The organism is Streptomyces sp. NPDC041068 (assembly GCF_040647455.1).
GTDB lineage: Bacteria > Actinomycetota > Actinomycetes > Streptomycetales > Streptomycetaceae > Streptomyces.
In genome coordinates this window covers 132,317-156,476 of record NZ_JBEZCG010000019.1, presented here as the reverse complement: position 1 = coordinate 156,476, position 24,160 = coordinate 132,317, and the positions used below count along the sequence as shown (strand labels likewise).

The following is a 24,160-nucleotide window of genomic DNA, read 5'->3' as shown; positions in this document are numbered from 1 at the left end:
GGCTCACACTAACGCTCCTGGTTGTAGGTGCTATCAGGGCTGAAGCCCTGGCCATTCGTGTCACTGCCTGCAGTGCGTCCCCGCTGGACGCCGCGGCGCAGGTTGCTCAGCCTGCCCCGTACGTCCTCGGGGTCGCGGGAGACCTGGGGGCCGCCCTGCGGGGTCTGTTCCGCCGTGCCCTCGACCAGATTGGCCTTGGGCACCCGCCGCGGGAGCCCGGACGAGGTGACCCCGCCCGCCTTCGGCTCCTTGAGGCGCTCGGCGCGCTGCCAGCGCTCGTCGTTGGACGAACGCCAATCGCCGTCGCCGTCGCCCTCGTTCGCGGCGGGGGCGTTACCGTTCCCGTTCGCGGCGGAGGAGCCCCTGCGGGGGAGGCCCGCGTCGGTCATCTCGTGGACGACGGACGGAGTCGGACCCGGACGGTCGAAGCCTACGCGCTCGGCGTCGGGCGCGGGGGCCGCCGGGGCAGATTCCGCTTCCTGGCCGTACTCCTGCTGGTAACCGTCACCGCTGGGCCAGTCGTCCTGGTGGGACCGCTCCGGATAGGAGATCTGCTGGTCCTGGTAGCCGTCCTGGGCGGGGTAGTACGGGTCGGCCGCGTAGCCCTGCTCGTTGCCGTAACCGTCCTCGGTGTACTGCGCGTTGGCGTAACTCCCGGTGGTGTACTGGTCGTCGTACGCCTGCTGACCCTGGTCGTACGCCGCGTGCTGCTCGTCGTAGGCGACCTGCTGCTCGTCGTACGCGGGCGCCTGCTGCTCGTACGCGCCCTGCTGGGCCTGCTGCGGCTCGACCTCGTCGCGGAAGAGCGGGCGGTGGCCGCCGGGCTGATGGGCCTGCGCCTCGAGCGCCGCGCGGCGTCCCTCGCGCATCAACGAACGGCCCACGGGGTCGAGTTCGGGCTGCGCCTCGGTGCCGTCGCCGTGGTAGCGGCTGTCGTCGAATCCGAGCTCCGCGGCCGTGCGCAGCGGCTCGGCCTCGTGGACCTGCTGCTCCGGGATGATCGAGGAGACGGTGAACTCGGGGTCGTGCGGGGCCTGGTCGCCACCGCCACCGTGCGTGATCCCGTCCGGCAGCATGACCAGCGAGGTCGTGCCCGCCTGCTCGCCCGAGGGGCGCAGCTGGACGCGGATGCCGTGCCGGTCGGAGAGCCGGCCGACCACGAAGAGGCCCATGCGCTGCGAGATCGCGGCGTCCACGGTCGGCGGGTTGGCCAGCTTGTGGTTGATGTCCGCGAAGTCCTCGGCGGTGAGGCCGATGCCCTTGTCGTGGATCTCGACCATGACGCGGCCGTCGGGCAGGCGGGTCGCGGTGACGCGGACCTTGGTCTGCGGCGAGGAGAACGTGGTGGCGTTCTCCAGGAGCTCGGCGAGCAGGTGCACGAGGTCGGTCACGGCCAGGCCGTGGATCTCGGCCTCCGGCACGCCCGCCAGTTCGATGCGCTCGTACTGCTCCACCTCGGAGGAGGCGGCGCGCAGGACGTCCACCAGCGGCACCGGCTGGTCCCAGCGGCGGCCCGGCTCCTCGCCGGAGAGGACGAGGAGGTTCTCGCCGTTGCGGCGCATACGGGTCGCCAGGTGGTCCAGGCGGAAGAGGTTCTCCAGCTGGTCCGGGTCGGCCTCGTTGTTCTCCAGGTCGGTGATCAGGGTCAACTGGCCCTCGATCAGCGACTGGTTGCGGCGCGAGAGGTTGGTGAAGATCGCGTTGATGTTGCCGCGGAGCAGCGCCTGCTCGGCGGCGAGCCGCACGGCCTCGCGGTGCACCTGGTCGAAGGCGCGGGCGACCTCGCCGATCTCGTCCGTGGACGTGATCGGGATGGGCTGTACGCGGGTGTCGACGCGGCCCGGGTCGGTGCGCGAGAGCTGGTCGACCAGCATCGGCAGGCGCTGCTCGGCGATGCCGAAGGCGGCGGTGCGCAGCCGGCGCATCGACTTGGACATCTGGCGGGCCATGAGCCCGGCCAGGATGAAGGCGGCAAGGAGCGCCAGGACCACGATGGCGCCGGTGATGTAGGCGTTGCGCTGGGCGTCGGCGGCGATGTCGGACGCCTCGTCCACGGCCTTGTCGGCGAGGTCCGACTCGATGGTGCGGTAGGCGTCGAACTTGGCGGTGGTGGTCGCCCACCAGGCCTCGCGCGTGATGCCCTTGCCTGCGAGCTCCACGCGGGCGCTCGGCTGGGTGCTCTCCAGGGTGGCGATGGCCGTGATCATCTTGTCCTGCGCGGGCGGCGGGACGAAGGTCTTGCCCTGCGCCTTCGCGGCGGCCGCGGCCTCCTTGGCCTGCTTCTCGCCGGCGGCCGTCAGCTCCTTCTTCGCCTCCTCCAGCTTGGCGACGTCCTCGGGGGTGCCGCCGCCGGTGTACTCCTCGATGGCGATGCGCTCGAGGTAGGCGTACGAGGCGAAGGAGGTGCGCTGCAGCGTGAGCGAACCGGTGCCGGGGCCCGGCTTGACCAGCAGGTGCGTACCGATGGAGCGCTCCAGCGAGAGCGCGGCCTTGGAGAGCGAGATCGCGTAGACGGTGCGGCCGTAGCTGGTGATGTTGCCGGTGCCCAGACCGAGCTCGTTGGCGAACTCCATCAGGGGGTGCTGGATGGCGACGTAGCCCTCTTCGGTCTTCACGCCGCTGAGCTTGGTGGTGTACGCGTTCTGACGCAGCGGCGCCAGGTGCGGCTCCACCTTGTGGAAGGCGTCGAGACGGCGCTGGAGGCCTTCCTTGTCCGGCATCTTCTCGGAAGCCGCCTTGAACTCGGCGGCGGCCTCGTCCGTGGCCTTGCGGGCCTTGACGACGGCCGCGTTGTTCCGGTCGCCGTTCAGGAGCGGAGCGGCGGAGATGTCGCGCTCCTCGATGAGGCGGTTGCCGTAGTCGAGGGAGGCACGCACCAGACGGGCGGTGCTCTCGGCGTCCTGGGCCTCGCTCCAGGTGTCGATGGAGCTCTTGACCTGGAAACCGCCCATGACCAGGCCGACGAGCACGGGTATGAGCAGGATCGCGTTCAGCCGGGTCGGCACACGCCAGTTGCGGGGAGACATCCGTCCGCCGGAGGGAGCCTGGGGCTCATTGCCGGGTGTGGCGGCCACGTCAACGGGGGACGCCGCTGCGCGCGGCGGCGGGGTGAAGTTGCCCCGCGCGTCCCCGCTGGTGGGGGGTGATGCGGGGCTCGGCTTGCTTCGCCTCACTCGACCAACAACCTCTCGGCGGCGGCACTCACGTCGTGCCGCTGTCGTCTCCAAGGCCCGTGCTACTGGGCAGTTCAGCGCATTCCAGCACGTCAGGGGCCGCTGCTCCAAACAGTGGGAAGCGGAACTTCCGAGTGGTGTAAGCCTCAGATAAATCGGTCATAAAGAGCGAGCCCCGCCAAAAGGCGGGGCTCTTGTGAGCACAGCGACACCAGATGACCGCGATGTGTGGCGGTCACCGGGCAATTCTCTGTCGAAACGTTATGAACACGGCGTGCGGCCGTGTCAAAGGACACAGGCCGCTCCATGCGATCTACGGCAACTGCCGTATGGCCTCGGCTACTTGAGACGTGCCATAAGTGCGTGCTCGACCAGAGTGATCAAGCCACTCTTTGCGTCCGCACGGTGTCGCGCGTCGGTCGTGATGATCGGCGTACCGTCCCCGATCTGCAGCGCCTCGCGCACCTCGTCGGGCGTGTACGGCTGGTGGCCGTCGAAGCCGTTGAGGGCGATGACGAAGGGCAGACCGCTGTTCTCGAAGTAGTCGACCGCCGGGAAGCAGTCGGCGAGACGGCGGGTGTCCACGAGGACGACGGCGCCGATGGCACCGCGCACCAGGTCGTCCCACATGAACCAGAAGCGGTCCTGACCCGGCGTACCGAAGAGGTACAGGATCAGGTCCTGGTCGAGCGTGATTCGGCCGAAATCCATCGCCACCGTGGTCGTCGTCTTGTCCCCGGTGTGGGTCAGATCGTCGATGCCCGCGGACGCGGACGTCATCACGGCCTCGGTGCGCAGCGGGTTGATCTCGGAGACCGCCCCGACGAACGTGGTCTTGCCCACGCCGAAGCCACCCGCCACCACGATCTTGGCGGAGGTGGTGGAACGGCCCGCGCCCGAACCGCTAGAGCTTGCGAAGTCCACTGAGCACCCTTTCGAGCAGTGTCACGTCAGGCTGGCCGCCGGCGGACTCGTCGCCGCCGGGCTGGTGGATGGCGACGAGCCCGGCCTCGGCCAGGTCGGCCACGAGGATCCGGGCGACGCCGAGCGGCATCGAAAGGAGTGCCGAGACCTCGGCCACCGACTTGACCTCACGGCACAGGTGGCAGATCCGCTGGTGCTCGGGGAGCAGCCCCATCAGCTGGGCCGGGTCGGCCGTGGTGCTCACCAGCGCCTCGATCGCGAGCTGGTAGCGGGGCCGGGTCCGGCCGCCGGTCATCGCGTAGGGACGCACCAGCGGCTGGTCGCCCTCCATTCCGTACGACGCGTCGGAGCCGTACGGGTTGTGAGAGGCGGTGGGCGGGGTCATGGATCCTCCGGGCGGGACAGCAGGTCATCTGCGTGTGCCGTCTGACAGAGCCGGTGGGGGCAGTGTGGCGGCCGGACGGTTGGTCAGTACGTTCGGTCGGTGGGGCGGCCGAAGGGGCAAAAGCTTCGGGGCCGGCGGGCCTAGTGGAGCAGGCTGCCCTGGAGCTCGGCGCGGAGGTCCGGGGTCAGGACGGCGCCCGCGCGGTCGACGAGGAGCGCCATCTCGTACCCGACGAGGCCGATGTCGCACTCGGGGTGCGCGAGCACGGCCAGGGACGAGCCGTCGGAGACCGACATGATGAAGAGGAACCCCCGCTCCATCTCCACCACGGTCTGCGTGACGGTGCCGCCCTCGAAGATCCGGGAGGCGCCCGCGGTCAGCGAGGTCAGCCCGGAGGCGACCGCGGCGAGCTGGTCGGCGCGGTCGCGTGGGAAGCCTTCGGACATGGCCAACAGGAGGCCGTCGGCGGAGACCACGACCGTGTGGGACACCCCGGGGGTGTTGTCCACGAAGTTGGTGATCAACCAGTTCAGATTCTGTGCCGCCTGGCTCATCGGACTCAACTAACGCTCCTGCTGGTGAGTGGGGAAACTGCCGGTCTGGCCGGTACCGGCCTGGCGACCCTGCTGGATGCCCCGACGGAGATTCGTCAGCCGGCCGCGTACCTCTTCGGGCGCACGCGAGACCTGCGGACCTGTGCTGTCCTGCTGCTGCTGGGCCGTGCCCGCGACCAGGTTGGCCCGCGGGACGCGACGCGGCAGTCCGGATGTGGTGACGCCGCCCGCGGAGGGCTGCCGGACGCGCTCGGCCTGGCGGCCCAGCTCGTCGTTGGGGGAGGAGCGCCAACCGGTGGGCGTGCCACTGCCGTTGGTGCCACCGCCGCCCGTGGGAGCGGCCGCCGGGTCCTGGCGCTGGGGGCGCGAGGGAAGCGGACGCTGCGGCGGCTCGGGGGCGCGGCGCGGCGCGGCCTCGGGGGCCTGACGGCTCTGCGGCTCCTGCTGCTGGGCGGCGTGCCGGTTCTGCGGGTCCTGCGGCGCGGGCTGCTGGTTCTGCGGCGCGGCCTGCTGCTGGTTCTGCTGCTGGAACCAGTTGGTCTCCAGCGTGTCGTACAGCGGCGTACGGCCGTCGCCGGGACCGGCCGCGGGGAGCAGATCCTCGGGCTGGGCGGACTGCGGCTGAGGCGACTGCTGCTGGTTCTGCTGCGAGGAGGCCTGCGGCTGCTGGGGGATGCCCTGGCCGGGGTCGACCTGACCGCGGCGCGGGGCCGGCGGTCGCGGCACGGTGTAGTCGGGCATCTCCCGACTGCCGCGCTGCGCGAGGCCGTTGTCGGCCTGGCCCTGCAGGGGGCCCGTCAGCGGGTCGGTCAGCGGATCCTGCTGCCGGGGCTGCTGGTTCTCCTGGCGGCCCTGCTGCGCGGGCTCCTGGCCCTGCTGCTGGTGGCGCTGGGCGTCGCTCGGGCCCTGGCCGCCCTGGCTGCCGAAGACGTCCGAGCGGACGAACTGACCGGTGGAGCCGTTGTCCTGCGCGGCGGGCGTGCCGGGCGGCGGCCCGTCGAAGTCCGGGCGGGCGAACTCGGCGGTGGAGCCGGGACCCTGCCGGTCGTCCAGGCCTGTGCCGGCGCCGGCCGTGGGCTGCGGGAACTGGCCCGTGGACTCGGGCTCCTCGTGACCGCGCGGGGCGTCGAACGGCTCGCGCGACACCTGCGGCTGCGCGTTCTCGTCGCTCCAACTGGGCACGCGCGGCTGGGGGTTGCCCCCGGGCAGCTCGGCACGCGGACCTCCGCGCGGCGGCAGCTGCGGCCTGCGGCCCTGGTCGCCCGAGCCGGTGTCCGCCGGCGGATTCATGGCATTCGTACGCTGCTGGGGAACCGGAGGCTGCGGCGCGTTGCTGCCACGGCCGCCCTGCGGCGCCTGCGGCTGACGGCCCTGGCCCGGTCCCTGCTGGCCCTGCTGCTGTCCGGCCTGTCCCGGCTGTCCCGCCTGCGGGACGGCAGGCGGACGCTGCTGTCCGGTCTCCCGGGCGGGCAGCGCGGCCCGCGGACCCGAGCCCGCGACCTGCTGGCGCGGCGCACCGGCACCGAGCCGGCCCGGACCACCCGGAGCACCGGCACCCGGGCCGCTGCCGAGGGCGGGGCCGCCACGGCCGGGCCCACCGGCGAGGCCGGGACCACTGCCGAGCGCGGGACCGTTGTTGCCCGCGCCGACACCGCGGCGCGCGGCCGCGGCACCCGCGGCGGCCTGAGCGGCGGCGGGGCCGCCGGTCGGGGCGGGCCCCCCGGGCTTGCCCGGAGCCTTCTTGCCGCCCTGGGCCACGTCGACGGGCAGCATGACCAGCGCGGTCGTGCCACCGGAGTCGGACGGGCGGAGCTGGATGCGGATGCCGTGGCGCTGCGAGAGGCGACCGACCACGAACAGACCCATGCGGCGCGAGACCGAGACGTCCACGGTGGGCGGCGAGGCGAGCCGCTCGTTGATCGCCGCGAGGTCCTCGGGCGAGAGGCCGATGCCGGTGTCGTGGATCTCGATCAGGACGCGCCCGTCGGGCAGCGCGTGACCGGTGACCTTGACCTTGGTCTGCGGCGAGGAGAACGAGGTCGCGTTCTCCAGGAGCTCGGCGAGGAGGTGCACGAGGTCGTTGACGACGCGTCCGGCGACCTCGGTCGCGGGCACAGAGGCGAGCTCGATGCGCTCGTACTGCTCCACCTCGGACGCGGCGGCGCGCAGCACGTCGACGAGCGGGACGGGCCGGGTCCAGCGGCGACCGGGCTCTTCACCGGCGAGGACGAGGAGGTTCTCACCGTTACGACGCATACGCGTGGCGAGGTGGTCGAGCTTGAACAGCGAGGACAGCTGGTCCGGGTCGGCCTCGCGGGACTCCAGCTCGGAGATGAGCGAGAGCTGGCGCTGGATGAGGCCCTGGGAGCGGCGCGAGAGGTTGGTGAACATCGCGTTGACGTTGCCCCGCAGAAGGGCCTGCTCGGCGGCGAGGCGGACGGCCTCGCGGTGCACGTCGTCGAAGGCCGCGGCCACCTGGCCGATCTCGTCCCGGGAGTGCACACCGACGGACTCGACGGAGGTGTCGACGTCCTGCGGGTCCGACTCCGAGAGCTGCTTGACCAGCTCGGGCAGGCGGTCCTGGGCGACCTTGGTCGCGGTGTCCTGGAGCCGGCGCAGCGAGCGGATCATGGACCGGGCCACGACGAAGGCGCCGACGAGCGAGACGCCGAGCACGAGCAGGATCAGCGCACCGTTGAGGATGGCCGACTGCTCCGACTCGTTGCGCAGCTCGCGGGCCTTCTGCTCCATCTCGCCGAGCAGCGTCAGCTCGATCTTCGACATCGCGTCGATCTTGGTCGTGTCGTTGTCGACCCAGTCCTTGTAGGACCGCTTGTCCTGGAGCTTGATGCCGCCCTCCTGCTCGAGGACGCGCTTGGCGTACTCGTTGGAGGCCTTGATCTGGGAGTTGCCGCCGTCGATGGGCTTGGTGAGCTCCTCGGCGTTGCCCGCGTAGATCTTGCTGAACGTCTGGAGCTCCGAGCGCTCCTTCTCGTTCGCGCTGAGACCGAAGGTGCGGTCGGTCTCGGAGATCTTGCCGTACTCGTCGTCGTTGGCCGGCAGGGCCGCGGCGATGATCGCGCGCTGGACGGACGCGTACTCCTTGGCCGAGGAGAAGGCGGCCAGGGCGCGGGTGCGCTGGATCATGTCCGGGTTGCTGGTCGCCTGCGCCATGTCCTGCGACAGCGCGAGCAGCTGCTCGACGAGCTGGCTGTAGGCCTCGACGGTCTGCGAGGTGGACTTGTTGTCCTTGAAGGCGTCCTTGCGGACCTTGTTGATGCCCTGGAGCTGCTGGGTGATCTGGACCGCGCTGTGCCGGACGCCGAGCAGGCCCTTCTCGCCGTCGGTGTCGTTCAGGTCCTGGGTGCCCTGCAGGAAGTTGCGGTACACCCGGTCGGTCTTGTCGCGCGCGCCCTTGACCGTGTAGTCCGTGGCCTTCGCGCCGTGGGCCAGGGGGCCCGCCGACTTGTCGCGCTCCTCCTGGAGCGCCGCGGCCAGCTCGGTGGCCTGCTTGGTCATGTCGGTCAGCAGCTTCATGTTGTCGAGCTGCTGGATCTCGTCCATGGACGAGTTGATGCGGAGCGCGCCGAGCGAGGTCGCGGTGATCACGGGGAGCGCGAGCAGCGAGACCAGACGCGTGGAGATGCGCCAGTTGCGCAGGGCTATTCGGGAGCCGGGACCCGTGGGCGACTTGGCACCGGCCGAGCCCTTGCCCTTGGCCGGGGCGGCCTTCGCGCCGCTCTCGCCGGGCGTGCCCGGTCCGGGGTTCTGGGCGTGCTGGGGAGAGGCGCCGCGGTCGGTCCCGCCGCGCTCCGGCTCCGCAGCGGCTTCCCCTCGGCCCTGGCGGGCCTGGGGAGACCCCGCGCCATCCCTCTTGAAACGTCCCTGCACTAGCGTCGCAACCTCTGGACCAGGCGTCCTGCCGCACAGCGGCCGGACGGTGTCGGCGTCGTGGGGCGGCGAGCGCCCCATGGATGGTCGTGAGTGAGCCGGCGCTGCTCCCCCTTCCCGCCGCCACTCGGCGCTGCGTTGCGCCCCTGCGCGCCGGTTCGATCCCGCGGCGGTCCCGGGAATTCCAGCACAGTGCCGGATCTCCAACAAGGCCCGTGTGTCGCGTCGCGACGTACGTGACGCCGTGTGAGTGCGGAGTCACGAGACGTAGAAAGTGATCTAGGAGAAAACGGACCGATCACCGCAAAGCTCCTGCTGGCGAGGGGTGTCCCAGTCTTCATGATCAGGAGCGGAATGGTGCCTTCAGTGGCGCAATGTCCGTTTCCAACTGGCTGAACCCTGTGGCAACTTGCCCTATTTGTCCGCCAACTCGTGAGCAAACTCACACGAAGATCATGGCCTCTTCTGGACTTTGGCCGGGAATTGGATGTTTAGCCTGACGCTTTACAGGGATGGCGAATCCGACAAGCTGCGTCCGTCAGACGACGCCTCGACCGACAGGGCCCGAACAACAGATGAAGACTGTGAAGTCGACGATGTTCCGCAACATAGCCAACCCGCGCCGCACCACTCTCGCGCACCTCAAGGACGCCGACGAGATGCAGGCCGCCCCCGAGCTGCCGGAGCACGCCGTCGAACTCCCCACCCAGACGGCCAACCCCAAGCGCACGATCCTCATGGACGCGCCGGAGGCGCAGACCCCCGTCGCGGGCTAATAAGCGGGAGGTCGGGACGGGGCGCCGCGTTAGCCTGGGGTGTCAGACTTCTTCCATCCCATCAAGAGGCTAAGGCTCTCGTGCGCATCGCCAGGTTCTCCATCGACGGCAATGTCGGCTACGGCGTAGTCGAGGGGGAGGGCCCCGACGGGCTCGTCCTCGACATCATCAAGGGCATCCCGTACGCCGACTTCGAGCTGTCCGGCACCAAGGTCCCGCTGAGCAAGGTCCGCCTGCTGCCGCCGGTGCTCCCGAACAAGATCGTGGCCTTCGGCCGCAACTACAAGGAGCACGCGGCGGAGCTCGGCAACGAGGTCCCCGACGCCCCCTTCGCGTTCCTCAAGCCGTCCACGTCGCTGGTCGGCACCGGCGACGACATCACGTACCCCTCGTTCTCCGAAGAGCTGCACCACGAGGCCGAGCTGGCCGTGGTCATCGGCCGCATGTGCCGCGAGGTCCCGCGCGAGCGGGTCAAGGACGTGATCTTCGGCTACACCTGCGCCAACGACGTCACCGCACGGGACGTCCAGCGCCGCGAGAAGCAGTGGGCCCGCGCCAAGGGCTTCGACAGCGCCTGCCCGCTCGGCCCCTGGGTGGAGACCGGCATCGACCTGGCGGCCGCGAACGACCTCACCGTCCAGTGCACGGTCAACGGCCAGCAGCGCCAGCTCGGCAGCACCAGCGAGATGATCCACCCCATCGAGGATCTGATCGTGAACATCTCCGAGGCCATGACGCTGCTCCCCGGCGACGTCATCCTCACGGGCACCCCGGCAGGGGTCGGCCCCCTCAACGTCGGCGACGAGGTCGCCGTCACCATCGAAGGCATCGGCACTCTCACCAACAAGGTGATCAAGCGTGGCTAACGCGACGAACGTCCGCGTACGTTTCTGTCCCTCCCCGACCGGCAACCCCCACGTGGGTCTGGTCCGCACCGCCCTCTTCAACTGGGCCTACGCCCGGCACAACGAGGGCACCCTGGTCTTCCGCATCGAGGACACCGACGCGGCTCGCGACTCCGAGGAGTCGTACGAGCAGCTGCTCGACTCGATGCGCTGGCTGGGCTTCGACTGGGACGAGGGCCCCGAGGTCGGCGGCCCGCACGCGCCGTACCGCCAGTCGCAGCGCATGGACATCTACAAGGACGTCGCCGCCAAGCTCATCGACGGCGGCCACGCCTACCCCTGCTACTGCACCGCAGAGGAGCTGGACACCCGCCGCGAGGCCGCCCGCGCCGCCGGCAAGCCGTCCGGCTACGACGGCCACTGCCGCGACCTCACCGCCGAGCAGATCGAGGCGTACGAGGCCGAGGGCCGGGGGCACATCATCCGCTTCCGGATGCCCGACGAGGCCACGACCTTCACGGACCTGGTCCGCGGCGAGATCACGGTCCAGGCGGAGAACGTCACCGACTACGGCATCGTGCGTGCCAACGGCGCCCCGCTGTACACCCTGGTCAACCCGGTCGACGACGCCCTGATGGAGATCACCCACGTCCTGCGCGGCGAGGACCTGCTCTCCTCGACGCCGCGCCAGATCGCCCTCTACAAGGCGCTGATCGAGCTCGGCATCGCGAAGACGATCCCCGAGTTCGGCCACCTCCCGTACGTCATGGGCGAGGGCAACAAGAAGCTGAGCAAGCGCGACCCCCAGGCGTCGCTCAACCTCTACCGCGAGCGCGGTTTCCTCCCGGAGGGCCTGCTCAACTACCTCTCCCTCCTGGGCTGGTCGTTCTCGGCGGACCAGGACGTCTTCACGATCCCCGAGATGGTCGCCAAGTTCGACCTCGCGGACGTGAACTCCAACCCGGCCCGCTTCGACCTGAAGAAGGCCGAGGCGATCAACGCCGACCACATCCGCATGCTGGACGTGAAGACCTTCGCCGAGGCCTGCGCGCCCTGGCTGAAGGCCCCGCACGCCAACTGGGCCCCCGAGGACTTCGACGAGGCCGCTTGGCAGGCCATCGCGCCGCACGCGCAGTCCCGCCTGAAGGTCCTCTCGGAGATCACGGCCAACGTCGACTTCCTGTTCCTGCCGGAGCCGGTCTTCGACGAGCCGAGCTGGACGAAGGCCATGAAGGAAGGCTCGGACGCCCTCCTGCGCACGGCCCGCGCCAAGCTGGAGGCGGCCGACTGGACCTCCCCGGAGTCCCTCAAGGAGGCCGTCCTGGCCGCCGGCGAGGAGCACGGCCTCAAGCTCGGCAAGGCCCAGGCCCCGGTCCGCGTAGCCGTCACCGGCCGCACGGTCGGCCTGCCCCTCTTCGAGTCCCTGGAGATCCTGGGCAAGGACAAGACCCTGTCCCGCATCGACGCGGCCCTGACGAAACTCACCGCGTAACAGCACCCCGCACCACGAAGGACCCGGAAGCCGCCACGGCTCCCGGGTCCTTCGCATACGGTCGAAGACATGCCGATCAAAGCCGTGGTCTGGGACATCGACGACACGATCTTCGATTACGCGCGCGCCGACACCACCGGCATGAACGCGCACCTCGTCGCCGAGGGCCTCCTGGAGAGGTACGAGACCGCCGAGCGCGCCCTGGCGCTGTGGCGGCAGCTCACCGAGCGCCACTGGGCCCGCTTCGGCGCCGGCGAGGTCGCCTTCGAGGAACAGCGCCGCGACCGCGTACGCGACTTCCTGGACGCCCCCACCCTGGCCGACCCCGACGCCGACGCCTGGTTCGCGCGTTACATCGGTCACTACGAATCGGCCTGGTCCCTCTTCCCCGACACCGTCCCCACCCTGGACGCCCTCGCCGGCGACTACCGCCAGGCGGTCCTCTCCAACTCCGCCCTGGCCGTACAGGACCGCAAGCTGAGCGTCCTCGGCATCCGCGACCGCTTCGAGGCCGTCCTGTGCGCCGCCGACCTCGGCGTCTCCAAGCCCGCCGCCGAGGCCTTCCACGCGGTCTGTACGACGCTGGGCCTGGACCCCGCCGAGATCGCCTACGTCGGCGACCAGCCGGAGATCGACGCGCGAGGCGCGAGGGACGCGGGCCTCGTCGGGATCTGGCTCGACCGCAACGCCGGCGCGCAGGAAGGCCCGTCGGGCGTACACCGCATCACGCGCCTCTCCGAGCTCCCCGCGCTGCTGCGCGGGGATACCCGTTTTGGAGCGCCGTCCACCTTCGGGTAATGTTCTTCCTGCGCCGAGGGGAGCGGGACGAAAAGCCCGGAACCGGAAGCGCAAGCCAAGCAAAATCCCCCAGGGGGTTGCGTTTCGGTGGCCTATGGTGTAATTGGCAGCACGACTGATTCTGGTTCAGTTAGTCTAGGTTCGAGTCCTGGTAGGCCAGCTCGCAGAGCTCATCTGCAAATGTGGATCTCATCCACGAAGCCCCCGTTGTGTAGCGGCCTAGCACGCTGCCCTCTCAAGGCAGTAGCGCCGGTTCGAATCCGGTCGGGGGTACAGATCCTTCCCGCGGGAACAGATCGGGTCGCACCCACTGTTTCTGATGCAGGATCGCTAGGGCCCCCGTTGTGTAGCGGCCTAGCACGCCGCCCTCTCAAGGCGGTAGCGCCGGTTCGAATCCGGTCGGGGGTACTGAGTTGGTCTAAACCACATTGGTCTATGGTGTAATTGGCAGCACGACTGATTCTGGTTCAGTTAGTCTAGGTTCGAGTCCTGGTAGACCAGCTCGGATCTGCGGAAACGCAAGATCCACGCCCCCGTTGTGTAGCGGCCTAGCACGCCGCCCTCTCAAGGCGGTAGCGCCGGTTCGAATCCGGTCGGGGGTACAGAACGGCAAGGGGCCTTCCCAGTGGGAGGGCCCCTTCGTCATTCCCGCGCGGATCCTTGCCCGAAGCGGCGGTTGGACTCCTCGGCCTGTGCGATGCGGCGCAGGCTCAGCAGTACCGGCTCGTACAGCACCGTGAGCGCGACGGCTGCCTCCAGCTGCCGGTCCGGCGACTCGTACCGCTCGATCAAGTCCAGGTCGGAGACGGCCAGTTGGTGCCCCGCGCGCGCGTAGGGCGCCAAGTCCTCGACGGCGCACGGGTATCCGAGCCGGTGCAGGGTGGTGACCGCGGTCACCAGCATCCGGTACGCGGGCGACTCCTCCCCGTACCCCTGTGTGTGCTCCCAGCCGAGGCGCTCCAGGAGCGCGCCGACCGTGCGGCGTGCCTCCAGTGTCGAGCCGTCCTCGGCGGACTCCGGGCCGTGCGGCAGGGCCCACACCGCCGTGCCCAGACGGGAGTTGTGGTCCAGCGACTCGTCCTCCAGGGCGCGCAGGACCTCGCGCGCCGACGCGACCGGAACCCGGCCCACCTGGATCAGCGCGCGCACGAGCCGGAGCCGCTGCAGATGGGATTCGTCGTACTCGGCCTGTGTCGCCGTCACGTACTCGCCGGGCGGGAGCAGGTCCTCGCGCAAGTAGTACTTGATCGTCGCCCTGGAGAGGCCGCTGGCCCGAGCCAGCTCCGCCAGTTTCATCGGTTGGTGCCTCCTCTTGCGTCCCTCTTTGGAGAGTGGCACTATCCAAGCATGGATAGCGGAACTATCCAACGCTCGGCCAAGGCTCTACCAAGGGGGAAACGCCATGAGCGACAAGCCGATCGAAGGGCGCATGACCGCCGACGCGCAGGGCGGCGTGGTCGTCTTCCACATCGGGATGCGCATCAACAACTTCCGTGCCGTACGCAGCTGGTGGCCTGTCTTCCTGGCGATGCCGCGCATGCTCAAGGAGCTGTCGCGGGACCGGGGGAGCGGGATGCTGGGGTACCGGCTCCTGCTCGGCGGGCCGCGCCTGTTCTACGTCGTCCAGTACTGGGAGTCGCAGGAGAAGCTGCTCGCCTACTCGGCGGCGCAGGGCAAGCAGCACCGGCCCGCGTGGGCGGCCTTCAACCGCCGTATCAGGGAAGGCAAGGGGAAGGTCGGCTTCTGGCACGAGACGTTCGTCGTGCCGGCCGGCGCCCATGAGGCGGTGTACGTCAACATGCCCGCGTTCGGCCTGGGGGAGGCCACCGGCGTGATTCCGGTGGGCCGCCGCGGGGACCGGGCCGCCGACCGCCTCAAGGTGGCCTGAGGGTTCCGAGGGGGCCCCGGAAGGGGGGGCGGCACAAAGGAAAGCGCCGGAAGGGGCCGCCGCGGCGTTGAGGCGGTCCCTTCCAGCGCTCTGTGCGTGCTCTGTGGCGCTTTCGGCGCCAGGTGCCGTCAGCCGGCGCGGCGCAGGGCCTCGGAGAGGCGTCCCGCCGCGTCGATGACCGCCTGCGCGTGCATACGGCCGGGGTGGCGGGTCAGGCGCTCGATCGGCCCGGAGACCGAGACGGCGGCCACCACCCGGTTCGAGGGGCCCCGCACCGGCGCGGAGACGGACGCGACGCCCGGCTCGCGCTCGCCGATCGACTGGGCCCAGCCCCTGCGGCGTACGCCCGAGAGGGCCGTGGCCGTGAAGCGGGCGCCCTGGAGACCGCGGTGCAGGCGCTCCGGCTCCTCCCAAGCCATCAGGATCTGGGCCGATGAGCCCGCCTTCATCGTGAGCGTCGAACCCACCGGGACGGTGTCCCTGAGGCCCGAGAGGCGCTCCGCCGCGGCCACGCAGATGCGCATGTCGCCCTGGCGGCGGTAGAGCTGCGCGCTCTCGCCCGTGACGTCGCGCAGGTGCGTGAGGACCGGGCCCGCCGTGGCGAGCAGGCGGTCCTCGCCCGCCGCCGCCGCGAGCTCCGCGAGGCGCGGGCCGAGGATGAAACGGCCCTGCATGTCGCGCGCCACCATCCGGTGGTGTTCCAGTGCCACGGCGAGTCGGTGGGCCGTGGGTCGTGCGAGCCCGGTGGCCGCGACCAAGCCCGCGAGGGTGGCCGGACCGGACTCCAGAGCGCTCAAGACAAGGGCCGCCTTGTCGAGAACGCCGACGCCGCTAGAGTTGTCCATGCGTCGATACTCCCGTCTCACTCTGTGAAACGCAAGTTCAAATTTCCGTGGAACGCGCCACGCTGTACGAGCGATCCGCGGACCAACGGATCGGCTGTCGACGTGTGGCACGAGGGGTACGCGCGTCGGCGAACGGATTCTCTAGTTGGGCCGGCGAAGCGGCCGGTCGGAGGGAAAGCGATGGGTAGGACACTCGCGGAGAAGGTCTGGGACGACCACGTCGTCCGGCGCGCCGAGGGCGAGCCCGACCTCCTCTTCATCGATCTGCACCTGCTGCACGAGGTGACCAGTCCCCAGGCCTTCGACGGCCTCCGTCAGGCCGGCCGCCAGGTGCGGCGGCTCGACCTCACCATCGCGACCGAGGATCACAACACCCCGACCCTCGACATCGACAAGCCCATCGCCGACCCGGTCTCGCGGGCGCAGCTGGAGACGCTCCGCAAGAACTGTGCCGAGTTCGGCGTGCGGCTGCACCCGCTGGGCGACGTGGAGCAGGGCGTCGTCCACGTGGTGGGACCGCAGCTGGGACTGACCCAGCCCGGCACCACGGTCGTCTGCGGCGACTCGCACACCTCCACCCACGGCGCCTTCGGCGCGCTGGCGTTCGGCATCGGCACCTCCCAGGTCGAGCACGTGCTCGCCACCCAGACGCTGCCGATGGCCCGCCCGAAGACCATGGCCATCACCATCGACGGCGAACTGCCCGACGGCGTCACGGCCAAGGACCTGATCCTCGCGATCATCGCGAAGATCGGCACCGGCGGCGGTCAGGGGTACGTCCTGGAGTACCGCGGCCCGGCCATCGAGAAGCTCTCGATGGAGGCCCGCATGACCATCTGCAACATGTCCATCGAGGCGGGCGCCCGCGCCGGGATGATCGCCCCGGACGAGACCACCTTCGCGTACATCAAGGGCCGCGCCCACGCCCCGCAGGGCGAGGACTGGGACGCCGCGGTCGCGTACTGGAAGACCCTGAAGACCGATGACGACGCGGTCTTCGACGCCGAGGTCTACATCGACGCCGCCTCGCTGGCGCCGTTCGTCACCTGGGGCACCAACCCCGGCCAGGGAGCGCCGCTTTCGGGACACGTCCCCGACCCGGCTTCGTACGAAGACGCTTCGGAGCGCAACGCCGCCGAAAAGGCCCTGGAATACATGGGGTTGACCGCCGGGCAGGCGCTGCGCGACATCAAGGTCGACACCGTCTTCGTAGGCTCCTGCACCAACGGCCGCATCGAGGACCTGCGTGCGGCCGCCTCCGTCGTCGAGGGCCGCAAAGTCGCCGACGGCGTACGGATGCTGGTCGTTCCCGGCTCGGTCCGGGTCGCCCTGCAGGCCGTCGAGGAGGGCCTGGACAAGGTCTTCACCGCCGCCGGCGCCGAGTGGCGGCACGCGGGCTGCTCGATGTGCCTGGGCATGAACCCCGACCAACTGGCCCCCGGCGAGCGCTCGGCGTCCACGTCGAACCGCAACTTCGAGGGCAGGCAGGGCAAGGGCGGCCGCACCCATCTGGTCTCCCCGCAGGTCGCCGCCGCCACTGCGGTCACCGGCCACCTCGCCTCGCCCGCCGACCTGTCCGACGCCCCCGTGACCGCCGGAGTCTGAGAACCATGGAAGCTTTCACCACGCACACCGGCCGGGCCGTTCCGCTGCGCCGCAGCAACGTCGACACCGACCAGATCATCCCCGCCCACTGGCTGAAGAAGGTCACCAGGGACGGCTTCGAGGACGGGCTCTTCGAGGCCTGGCGCAAGGACTCCGAGTTCGTCCTCAACCGCCCCGAGCGCCAGGGCGCCACGGTTCTGGTGGCCGGACCGGACTTCGGAACCGGGTCCTCCCGTGAGCACGCCGTGTGGGCGCTGCAGAACTACGGCTTCAAGACCGTCATCTCGTCCCGCTTCGCCGACATCTTCCGCGGCAACTCGCTGAAGAACGGCCTGCTCACCGTCGTGCTCGACCAGAAGGTCGTGGACGCGCTCTGGGAGCTGACGGAGAACGACCCGCAGGCCGAGATCACGGTGGATCTGCAGGACCGCCAGGTCCGCGCGGAGGGCATCACCGCCGACTTCGAACTCGACGAGAACGCCCGCTGGCGGCTCCTGAACGGCCTGGACGACATCAGCATCACGCTGCAGAACGAGGCGGACATCGCCGCGTACGAGACCAAGCGTCCCTCGTACAAGCCGCGGACCGTTCAGGTCTGACGTCCCGCAACACCTCGCAACCCCCTGATGTACCCCCAATCGTGGACGGTTGGGGGTACATCTGTGTGCGCCCGGCCGGGGCCCTCGATGACCTGAACGGGTGGTCTCAACTCCCTTGCTCCCGAAGGAAGAAGAGGCCGGAAATCCCCTTGTACTTGGCCTGTCGGGGTACCCTCAGGAGGGCCGTGGATGGCGGTAGTTACCCCCTGCGGAGGCGACAACTCGCCCCAGATGGCACAATCGGTGCATGGGACGTGACAGCCAACTCGAGCTCTACGGGCTCGTCGCGGACCAACTGAAGGAAGCGCACTCACGGGTGCGTGCACTGCAAGTCCCGGAGGGCGTACGGATGGCGCTGACCCGGAAGCTGCTGGTCATTACGGCCGCGGCCAAACACGATCTCGCCGATGCGGCAAGGCGTCTGGAGCGATTGATGGCCTCCCTCGACGAAGCTGACGAGGGTCGATTCCCCGAAGACACCTGAGTGTCAAGCCTCAACGGGCCTTCGAGGAACTCCGAGATGGGCCAGTTCGTTGCGGCACAAGGGTGATTAGCCCGTTTCGTGTTTGATTTGCGGTATATATCTGCCTAACGTGCGAAAAAGCCGGAGTATTTCGCTCCCGGCAATGTCTCCGAAGGGGAAGACGTGAACAAGGCGCAGCTCGTAGAAGCGATTGCCGACAAGGTCGGTGGCCGTCAGCAGGCCGCCGACGCCGTGGACGCGGTCCTGGACGCCATCGTCCGTGCCGTCGTCAGCGGGGACCGTGTTTCGGTCACCGGCTTCGGCTCGTTCGAGAAGGTCGACCGACCGGCCCGTTACGCCCGCAACCCGCAGACCGGGGAGCGCGTGCGGGTCAAGAAGACCTCCGTTCCGCGCTTCCGTGCGGGTCAGGGCTTCAAGGACCTGGTCAGCGGCTCGAAGAAGCTCCCGAAGAACGACGTCGCGGTCAAGAAGGCGCCCAAGGGCAGCCTGACCGGCGGTGCTTCGGCGACGGTCAAGAAGGCCGCGGCCAAGAAGGCCACCGCCAAGAAGGCCACGGCGAAGAAGACCACGGCCAAGAAGACCGCCGCCAAGAAGGCGACGGCGACGGCGAAGAAGGCCACGGCGAAGAAGACCACCGCCAAGAAGACCGCCGCCAAGAAGGCGACGGCGACGGCGAAGAAGGCCACGGCGAAGAAGACCACCGCCAAGAAGGCCGCTCCGGCCAAGAAGGCGACGGCCAAGAAGACCGCGCCGGCGAAGAAGGCCACGGCGAAGAAGGCGCCCGCCAAGAAGTCGACGGCGCGCAAGACGACCGCCAAGAAGGCCACTGCCCGCAAGAAGTAAGGGCACAGGGGCACTCACGCGCCGGGCCGGACTCCCACGGGGGAGCCCGGCCCGCGTCGTGTGTCCAGGAGTGTGTGTCCAGGTGTGTGTCCCAGGACGTCGTTCGCGCGCGGGACGCGTCAGAAGGCGGGACGCTCAGAAGGTCTGCAAGGTCACCAGGGTGATGCGGCGGGCCTCGCCCTCGCCGTCGACCTCGATGCGCACGCGCTGTCCCGGCCGCAGCAGGCGCAGCCCTCCCGCGTCGAACGCGGGGGCCTCGAAGGGCACGGGAGTCCCGTCGTCGAGCAGCACGCTGCCGCTGCGGGTCTCGGAGTCGTACGTGTACGCGGTCGCCTGCATGGAGAGCAGCGTACTCAGTCGGAGATGAGCAGCCGGGCGGCGGCCGCGGTGGTGCGCGGGCCGACGCCGAGCAGGAGAGCGGCCCGCAGGTCCTCTCCGGTGTCCACGTCCTGGCGCACGGAATCGACGCCGTCGAGCGCGAGTTCCACGGCGCCGGACGCCGCGTGGCGGGCCCGGGAGGCCGTGCCGAACGCGGGGCGCAATTCCGTGCCGGCCGCGGCGGACAGCAGTGTCGTCCCGATTCCCGCGGCATCCGGCATGAATGCGCGGGGGAATTGGGCGGCGTCGTCGAGGGCGCGGGCCAATTCCGCGGGGCGCAGGGCCGGCAGATCGGCGTTCAGGGCCGCGACGGGCGCCTCGGGGCGTTCGGCGCGCACGAGGGCCGCCCCGTGTGCGAGAGCGGCGTTGAGACCCCCTCCCGGCACGTCCGGGACGACGCGGGCGCCCAGGGCCGCGAGCTCACGACCCGCCAGGGCGTCGTCCGTGACTACCGCCACATCCCGCACCGCCGGGCACGCCGTCGCGGCGGCCACGGTGTCCTGCGCGAACGCCAGGGCGAGGCCGGGGCGCAGGCCGTCCCCGGAGGCGGCGGCGAGCCTGCTCTTGGCGCGCGCCAGCGGTTTCAGGGGTATGACCAGGGTCCACTGCACGGGCGCTCCGTCCTTCTCGTCGCGCCCATTGTGACCTGCTGAAGGGTCGGGGCAGCGGGGGGTCCGAACGGTGCGGCGCACGGTGCCTCCACGCAGGGGCGGTGGCGGGAGACGGGTGGGCGTACGGTGTTCTCGACAGACAGACAGCCTGGGGCGACACTTGTGCGGCCGACCAGGTTCATGGAGGAAGGTGTCCGCGTGTCCCGCCGCAGAATCGGCTTCTGGTACCGCCTTGCGGCGGTCATCGCAAAACCGCCGCTCGTGGTTCTGTTCAAGCGGGACTGGCGTGGAATGGAACACATTCCGGACGACGGCGGATTCATCACGGCGGTGAATCACAACTCCCATATCGACCCGTTCTCGTACGCGCACTTCCAGTACAACACCGGACGGGTGCCGCGATTCCTGGCAAAGGACGGCCTTTTCAAAGGCGGCTTTGTCGCCAAAGTGATGAAGGGCACGGGTCAGATCCCGGTCTACCGCGAGACCACGAACGCGCTCGACGCCTTCCGTGCCGCGGTCGACGCCATCGAGCGCGGCGAGTGCGTCGCCTTCTACCCGGAAGGCACTCTCACCAGGGACCCCGACATGTGGCCGATGACGGCCAAGTCCGGTGCCGCGCGGGTCGCTCTGAAGACCAAGTGCCCGGTGATTCCCGTCGCACAGTGGGGCGCCAACCTCGCCCTGCCGCCGTACAGCAAGAAGCCCGCCTTCTTCCCGCGCAAGACCCTCCAGGTGAAGGCCGGGGCGCCCGTCGACCTGTCGCGCTTCTACGACAAGGAGCCGACGCCCGAGGTGCTGCGCGAGGTGACCGAGACCATCATGGCCGCGATCACCGAACTCCTGGAGGAGATCCGGGGCGAGAAGGCCCCCGAGACGCCGTACGACCCGCGCAGGGCCCGGCTCGAGCAACGACGCAAGGCCGCGGGCGGCAGCGCCGCGCAGAGCACCGCAGAGAGCACCTCGGAGGACAGCAAGTGACGAACCCCGTGAACTCGGCAGGCCCCGTTAAGGCCGCCGTCTTCGGAACGGGCTCCTGGGGTACGGCCTTCGGCATGGTGCTCGCCGACGCGGGGTGCGACGTCACCCTGTGGGGCCGTCGCGCCGAACTCGCCGACGCCGTCAACTCCACGCGGACCAACCCGGACTACCTCCCCGGCGTCGAACTCCCCGCGAACCTCAGGGCGACCACCGACCCGGCCGAGGCCGCCGCGGACGCCGACTTCACCGTGCTCGCCGTGCCCTCGCAGACCCTGCGCGGCAACCTCGCCGAGTGGGCTCCGCTGCTCGCCTCAGACACCGTGCTCGTCTCCCTCATGAAGGGCGTCGAACTCGGCTCCGCGATGCGGATGAGCGAGGTCGTCGAGGACGTCACGAAGGTCCCTGCGGACCGGATCGCCGTCGTCACCGGCCCCAATCTCGCCCGTGAGATCGCCGCGCGGCAGCCCGCCGCCGCCGTGGTCGCCTGCCGGGACGAGGCGGTCGCGCAGCGCCTCCAGACGGCCTGCCACACGGCGTACTTCCGCCCGTACACGAACACCGACGTGGTCGGCTGCGAGCTCGGCGGCGCCGTGAAGAACGTCATCGGTCTCGCCGTCGGCATCGCGGACGGCATGGGCCTCGGCGACAACGCCAAGGGCTCCCTCATCACGCGAGGCCTCGCGGAGACCACGCGCCTCGGCCTCGCCATGGGTGCCGACCCGCTGACGTTCTCCGGACTCGCGGGCCTGGGCGACCTGGTGGCCACCTGCTCATCGCCGCTCTCGCGCAACCACACCTTCGGCACCAACCTCGGCAAGGGCATGACCCTGGAGGAGACCATCGCGGTCACCAAGCAGACCGCCGAGGGCGTCAAGTCCTGTGAGTCCGTGCTGGATCTGGCGCGCAGGCACGGCGTCGACATGCCGATCACGGAGACCGTCGTCGGGATCGTGCACGAGGGAACGCCCCCGATGGTCGCCCTGAAGGAGCTCATGTCGCGCAGCGCCAAGCCCGAGCGCCGCTGACTGTTTTTGGGACAGCGGGTACTCTCGACGCGATATGAGCAGCGAGAACCTCCCCCAGAGCCCTGAGCCCCGCCCCGAGCCGAGCTCTGAGCAGCCGCTCCGCAAGCCGCGCGTGGCCGTCGTGTTCGGCGGCCGCAGCTCGGAGCACGGCATCTCCGTCGTCACGGCCGGCGCCGTGCTGCGTGCGATCGACCGGACCAAGTACGACGTCCTGCCGATCGGCATCACCACGGACGGCCGTTGGGCGCTGACCGCCGACGAGCCCGACCGGATGGCGATCGCCGACCGCCGGATGCCGAACGTGGCCGACCTCTCCGACTCCGTCGAGGGCGGCGTCGTGCTGCCCCTGGCCCCCGGCAACCGCGAGGTCGTCTACAGCGAGCCCGGCTCCGTGCCCAAGGCGCTCGGCGAGGTCGACGTCGTCTTCCCGATGCTGCACGGTCCCTACGGAGAGGACGGCACCCTCCAGGGGCTGCTCGAACTCTCCGGAGTGCCCTACGTCGGCTCCGGTGTCCTCGCCTCGGCCGTCGGCCAGGACAAGGACTACATGAAGCGGGTGTTCACGTCCTTCGGCCTGAACGTCGGCCCCTACCTGGTGATCCGCCCCCGCGAGTGGCGCCAGGACGAGGCGGGCGCCCGGCAGCGCATCGCGGACTTCGCCGGTGAGCACGGCTGGCCGCTGTTCATCAAGCCCGCGCGCGCGGGCTCGTCGATCGGCATCACGAAGGTCGACTCCTTCGAGGGGCTCGACGAGGCGATCGCCGAGGCGCAGCGCCACGACCCCAAGATCCTCGTCGAGGCGCTGCTGCGCGGCCGCGAGATCGAGTGCGGTGTCCTGGAGTTCGAGGACGGCCCGCGCGCGAGCGTCCCGGCCGAGATCCCGCCCGTGCAGGCGCACGATTACTACGACTTCGAGGCGAAGTACATCGACTCGACGCCCGGCATCGTGCCCGCCCCGCTGACGCCCGAGGAGACCGCCGAGATCCAGCGGCTCGCGGTCGACGCGTTCGATGCGGCGTCCTGCGAGGGCCTGGTGCGCGCGGACTTCTTCCTCACCGAGGACGGGCAGTTCGTGATCAACGAGATCAACACGATGCCGGGCTTCACGCCCATCTCGATGTACCCGCAGATGTGGGAGAAGAGCGGCGTCGGCTACGAGGAGCTGGTGGACCGCCTCATCCAGGCGGCGCTCAACCGCTCCACGGGACTGCGTTAGCGGCCGACCGGCCCGGCCGCGTCGCAGCCGTCAGGCGATCCTCCGGCGCGGTCAGGCGATCCCCTTGGGGATGGTCTTCTTGATGGGGGCGGCGAAGTCCGTGAGCGGGCCGAGGCCGTCCCCCGTCCGCTCCTCGGGCAGCTTCACCTCGACGTAGGCGAGGCGCGCCCCCGTGGTGAACGTGTACGAGCCGTCGTCGTTCTTCTGCAGGAGCCAGGCCACGCCGTTGACCTTCACGCCGTTCTTCTCGGCGTAAGCGGGATCGATCATCTCCGGGGGCCGCTCCACACCGCAGCGCAGTATGATCGCCGGGTCTCCCCACCCTGCGGTCAGCTCGGACGTGGGACCGGGGTCCGTGCGCTCAAGACCGTCGAGCTTCTTCGGGAGCTGCTTGTGCAGGTCCCGGCAGAGTCCCGCCGCCTTCGCGTCCGGGGACGGAACCACCACCGACGCCTCGTCGTCCGTAGATGAGCAGGCCGCTGTCGTGATCAACAGGGCGAGAGCGGACGTTCCTATGAGGCAGCGGCGCCGGAGGCGGGGGATGTTCACCGGGCCAGGGTAGACGGGGGCTACAAGTGCACGACCGGGCAGGTCAGAGTTCTGGTGATGCCATCCACCTGCTGGACCTTGGCGACCACCATGCGGCCGAGCTCGTCCACCGTGTCCGCCTGGGCGCGCACGATGACATCGTAGGGACCGGTCACGTCCTCGGCCTGGATCACTCCTGGGATCTTGCCGATCAGCTCGGCGACGGTCGACGCCTTGCCGACCTCTGTTTGGATCAGGATGTACGCCTGTACCACGGAACCTCCAGGGCGGCCACGAGGATCATGTGGGGGAGAAGGGA

Annotated in this window: 23 protein-coding genes and 5 tRNA genes; 17 read left to right on the top strand and 11 right to left on the bottom strand. The window is 69.9% G+C overall.

The genetic code is table 11. The features are described 5' to 3' along the window. Positions 1 to 8 precede the first annotated feature (8 nt). From AB0B50_RS36055 to AB0B50_RS36035, 5 genes are all read right to left on the bottom strand, one after another. Positions 9 to 3,026: a nitrate- and nitrite sensing domain-containing protein gene (locus AB0B50_RS36055; RefSeq protein ID WP_362340087.1), complete on the bottom strand. Its 3,018-nt coding sequence runs from the start codon at positions 3,024 to 3,026 to the stop codon at positions 9 to 11. Positions 3,027 to 3,512: 486 nt separating this feature from the next. Continuing rightward, entirely contained in the window at positions 3,513 to 4,097 is a 585-nt protein-coding gene (locus AB0B50_RS36050) for an ATP/GTP-binding protein (RefSeq protein WP_362340044.1), read from the bottom strand. Beyond that, entirely contained in the window at positions 4,078 to 4,482 is a 405-nt protein-coding gene (locus tag AB0B50_RS36045; protein WP_055698152.1) for a DUF742 domain-containing protein, read from the bottom strand. Before AB0B50_RS36045 ends, AB0B50_RS36050 begins: the two co-directional genes overlap by 20 nt. A gap of 140 nt (positions 4,483 to 4,622) precedes the next feature. Beyond that, positions 4,623 to 5,036 (bottom strand): roadblock/LC7 domain-containing protein, encoded by a 414-nt coding sequence (locus AB0B50_RS36040; RefSeq protein ID WP_030787430.1) that lies wholly within the window; start codon positions 5,034 to 5,036, stop codon positions 4,623 to 4,625. Positions 5,037 to 5,045: 9 nt separating this feature from the next. Continuing rightward, positions 5,046 to 8,927, bottom strand: a complete 3,882-nt coding sequence (locus tag AB0B50_RS36035; protein ID WP_362340043.1) for a nitrate- and nitrite sensing domain-containing protein — start codon at positions 8,925 to 8,927, stop codon at positions 5,046 to 5,048. Between the two features lie 575 nt (positions 8,928 to 9,502). Between AB0B50_RS36035 and AB0B50_RS36030 the strand changes: the two genes are divergently transcribed. The 9 genes from AB0B50_RS36030 (at position 9,503) to AB0B50_RS35990 (ending at position 13,440) form a co-directional block, all read left to right on the top strand. Beyond that, on the top strand, positions 9,503 to 9,703 hold the full coding sequence (locus AB0B50_RS36030; protein ID WP_362340042.1) for a hypothetical protein: 201 nt from the start codon (positions 9,503 to 9,505) through the stop codon (positions 9,701 to 9,703). Between the two features lie 80 nt (positions 9,704 to 9,783). Then, positions 9,784 to 10,569: a fumarylacetoacetate hydrolase family protein gene (locus AB0B50_RS36025; RefSeq protein WP_362340041.1), complete on the top strand. Its 786-nt coding sequence runs from the start codon at positions 9,784 to 9,786 to the stop codon at positions 10,567 to 10,569. Continuing rightward, complete coding sequence (gene gltX, locus AB0B50_RS36020; RefSeq protein ID WP_362340040.1) at positions 10,562 to 12,040, top strand: glutamate--tRNA ligase; 1,479 nt, start codon at positions 10,562 to 10,564, stop codon at positions 12,038 to 12,040. Before AB0B50_RS36025 ends, gltX begins: the two co-directional genes overlap by 8 nt. Before the next feature lie 69 nt (positions 12,041 to 12,109). Next, entirely contained in the window at positions 12,110 to 12,838 is a 729-nt protein-coding gene (locus AB0B50_RS36015) for an HAD family hydrolase (RefSeq protein WP_362340039.1), read from the top strand. Between the two features lie 88 nt (positions 12,839 to 12,926). Further along, a tRNA-Gln gene (locus tag AB0B50_RS36010) sits at positions 12,927 to 12,998 on the top strand. Between the two features lie 40 nt (positions 12,999 to 13,038). Further along, a tRNA-Glu gene (locus tag AB0B50_RS36005) sits at positions 13,039 to 13,111 on the top strand. Positions 13,112 to 13,173: 62 nt separating this feature from the next. Beyond that, positions 13,174 to 13,246, top strand: a tRNA-Glu gene (locus AB0B50_RS36000). Positions 13,247 to 13,267: 21 nt separating this feature from the next. Then, positions 13,268 to 13,339: transfer RNA gene (locus AB0B50_RS35995), tRNA-Gln, on the top strand. Positions 13,340 to 13,367: 28 nt separating this feature from the next. Continuing rightward, positions 13,368 to 13,440: transfer RNA gene (locus tag AB0B50_RS35990), tRNA-Glu, on the top strand. Between the two features lie 40 nt (positions 13,441 to 13,480). Here the strand turns inward: AB0B50_RS35990 and AB0B50_RS35985 are convergent. Next, complete coding sequence (locus tag AB0B50_RS35985) at positions 13,481 to 14,134, bottom strand: MerR family transcriptional regulator (protein WP_362340038.1); 654 nt, start codon at positions 14,132 to 14,134, stop codon at positions 13,481 to 13,483. A 106-nt stretch (positions 14,135 to 14,240) separates the two neighbouring features. Here AB0B50_RS35985 and AB0B50_RS35980 point away from each other — a divergent pair, with 106 nt between their 5' ends. Then, on the top strand, positions 14,241 to 14,726 hold the full coding sequence (locus tag AB0B50_RS35980; RefSeq protein WP_362340037.1) for a DUF4188 domain-containing protein: 486 nt from the start codon (positions 14,241 to 14,243) through the stop codon (positions 14,724 to 14,726). 128 nt (positions 14,727 to 14,854) lie between these two features. Here AB0B50_RS35980 and ndgR read toward each other — a convergent pair whose 3' ends face one another. Then, positions 14,855 to 15,571: an IclR family transcriptional regulator NdgR gene (gene ndgR, locus AB0B50_RS35975; protein WP_055698144.1), complete on the bottom strand. Its 717-nt coding sequence runs from the start codon at positions 15,569 to 15,571 to the stop codon at positions 14,855 to 14,857. A gap of 180 nt (positions 15,572 to 15,751) precedes the next feature. Between ndgR and leuC the strand changes: the two genes are divergently transcribed. The 4 genes from leuC to AB0B50_RS35955 all read left to right on the top strand — a co-directional run bounded on the left by leuC (position 15,752) and on the right by AB0B50_RS35955 (position 19,102). Beyond that, complete coding sequence (gene leuC, locus AB0B50_RS35970; protein ID WP_362340036.1) at positions 15,752 to 17,176, top strand: 3-isopropylmalate dehydratase large subunit; 1,425 nt, start codon at positions 15,752 to 15,754, stop codon at positions 17,174 to 17,176. Between the two features lie 5 nt (positions 17,177 to 17,181). After that, positions 17,182 to 17,775 (top strand): 3-isopropylmalate dehydratase small subunit, encoded by a 594-nt coding sequence (leuD, locus tag AB0B50_RS35965; RefSeq protein ID WP_362340035.1) that lies wholly within the window; start codon positions 17,182 to 17,184, stop codon positions 17,773 to 17,775. A 247-nt stretch (positions 17,776 to 18,022) separates the two neighbouring features. Continuing rightward, on the top strand, positions 18,023 to 18,259 hold the full coding sequence (locus AB0B50_RS35960) for a hypothetical protein (RefSeq protein WP_362340034.1): 237 nt from the start codon (positions 18,023 to 18,025) through the stop codon (positions 18,257 to 18,259). A 162-nt stretch (positions 18,260 to 18,421) separates the two neighbouring features. After that, positions 18,422 to 19,102 carry an HU family DNA-binding protein gene (locus tag AB0B50_RS35955; protein ID WP_362340033.1) on the top strand — a complete coding sequence of 227 codons (681 nt, stop codon included), beginning with the start codon at positions 18,422 to 18,424 and terminating at the stop codon, positions 19,100 to 19,102. Between the two features lie 135 nt (positions 19,103 to 19,237). Here the strand turns inward: AB0B50_RS35955 and AB0B50_RS35950 are convergent, their stop codons facing one another. Then, positions 19,238 to 19,441, bottom strand: coding sequence for a hypothetical protein (locus tag AB0B50_RS35950; protein ID WP_030787468.1), 204 nt, complete (start codon positions 19,439 to 19,441; stop codon positions 19,238 to 19,240). A gap of 14 nt (positions 19,442 to 19,455) precedes the next feature. Further along, positions 19,456 to 20,091: a 2-phospho-L-lactate guanylyltransferase gene (cofC, locus tag AB0B50_RS35945; RefSeq protein WP_362340032.1), complete on the bottom strand. Its 636-nt coding sequence runs from the start codon at positions 20,089 to 20,091 to the stop codon at positions 19,456 to 19,458. Positions 20,092 to 20,289: 198 nt separating this feature from the next. Between cofC and AB0B50_RS35940 the strand changes: the two genes are divergently transcribed. Genes AB0B50_RS35940 through AB0B50_RS35930 form a run of 3 tightly spaced genes read left to right on the top strand, consistent with a single transcriptional unit; the run spans position 20,290 to position 23,313 of the window. Continuing rightward, positions 20,290 to 21,072 (top strand): lysophospholipid acyltransferase family protein, encoded by a 783-nt coding sequence (locus AB0B50_RS35940; RefSeq protein ID WP_362340031.1) that lies wholly within the window; start codon positions 20,290 to 20,292, stop codon positions 21,070 to 21,072. Next, positions 21,069 to 22,097, top strand: a complete 1,029-nt coding sequence (locus AB0B50_RS35935; RefSeq protein ID WP_362340030.1) for an NAD(P)H-dependent glycerol-3-phosphate dehydrogenase — start codon at positions 21,069 to 21,071, stop codon at positions 22,095 to 22,097. The genes AB0B50_RS35940 and AB0B50_RS35935 overlap by 4 nt, the downstream gene beginning before the upstream one ends. A gap of 34 nt (positions 22,098 to 22,131) precedes the next feature. Then, entirely contained in the window at positions 22,132 to 23,313 is a 1,182-nt protein-coding gene (locus AB0B50_RS35930; protein WP_362340029.1) for a D-alanine--D-alanine ligase family protein, read from the top strand. A gap of 51 nt (positions 23,314 to 23,364) precedes the next feature. Here AB0B50_RS35930 and AB0B50_RS35925 read toward each other — a convergent pair whose 3' ends face one another. Together AB0B50_RS35925 and AB0B50_RS35920 are read right to left on the bottom strand one after the other, a co-directional pair. Further along, entirely contained in the window at positions 23,365 to 23,862 is a 498-nt protein-coding gene (locus AB0B50_RS35925; RefSeq protein WP_362340028.1) for a DUF3515 domain-containing protein, read from the bottom strand. Between the two features lie 20 nt (positions 23,863 to 23,882). Further along, positions 23,883 to 24,116, bottom strand: coding sequence for an Lrp/AsnC ligand binding domain-containing protein (locus AB0B50_RS35920; protein ID WP_016642988.1), 234 nt, complete (start codon positions 24,114 to 24,116; stop codon positions 23,883 to 23,885). Positions 24,117 to 24,160: the final 44 nt, after the last annotated feature.

What these genes read in the sequence shown, in the direction of transcription:
- AB0B50_RS36030 (WP_362340042.1), top strand. Translation starts at nt 9,503, where the DNA reads ATGAAGACTGTGAAGTCGACGATGTTCCGCAACATAGCCAACCCGCGC.
- AB0B50_RS35930 (WP_362340029.1), top strand. Translation starts at nt 22,132, where the DNA reads ATGAGCAGCGAGAACCTCCCCCAGAGCCCTGAGCCCCGCCCCGAGCCG.
- AB0B50_RS36045 (WP_055698152.1), bottom strand. Translation starts at nt 4,482, where the DNA reads ATGACCCCGCCCACCGCCTCTCACAACCCGTACGGCTCCGACGCGTCG.
- ndgR (WP_055698144.1), bottom strand. Translation starts at nt 15,571, where the DNA reads ATGGACAACTCTAGCGGCGTCGGCGTTCTCGACAAGGCGGCCCTTGTC.
- AB0B50_RS35980 (WP_362340037.1), top strand. Translation starts at nt 14,241, where the DNA reads ATGAGCGACAAGCCGATCGAAGGGCGCATGACCGCCGACGCGCAGGGC.
- AB0B50_RS36055 (WP_362340087.1), bottom strand. Translation starts at nt 3,026, where the DNA reads ATGTCTCCCCGCAACTGGCGTGTGCCGACCCGGCTGAACGCGATCCTG.
- leuD (WP_362340035.1), top strand. Translation starts at nt 17,182, where the DNA reads ATGGAAGCTTTCACCACGCACACCGGCCGGGCCGTTCCGCTGCGCCGC.
- AB0B50_RS36040 (WP_030787430.1), bottom strand. Translation starts at nt 5,036, where the DNA reads ATGAGCCAGGCGGCACAGAATCTGAACTGGTTGATCACCAACTTCGTG.
- AB0B50_RS36015 (WP_362340039.1), top strand. Translation starts at nt 12,110, where the DNA reads ATGCCGATCAAAGCCGTGGTCTGGGACATCGACGACACGATCTTCGAT.
- AB0B50_RS35985 (WP_362340038.1), bottom strand. Translation starts at nt 14,134, where the DNA reads ATGAAACTGGCGGAGCTGGCTCGGGCCAGCGGCCTCTCCAGGGCGACG.
- AB0B50_RS35960 (WP_362340034.1), top strand. Translation starts at nt 18,023, where the DNA reads ATGGGACGTGACAGCCAACTCGAGCTCTACGGGCTCGTCGCGGACCAA.
- leuC (WP_362340036.1), top strand. Translation starts at nt 15,752, where the DNA reads ATGGGTAGGACACTCGCGGAGAAGGTCTGGGACGACCACGTCGTCCGG.
- AB0B50_RS35950 (WP_030787468.1), bottom strand. Translation starts at nt 19,441, where the DNA reads ATGCAGGCGACCGCGTACACGTACGACTCCGAGACCCGCAGCGGCAGC.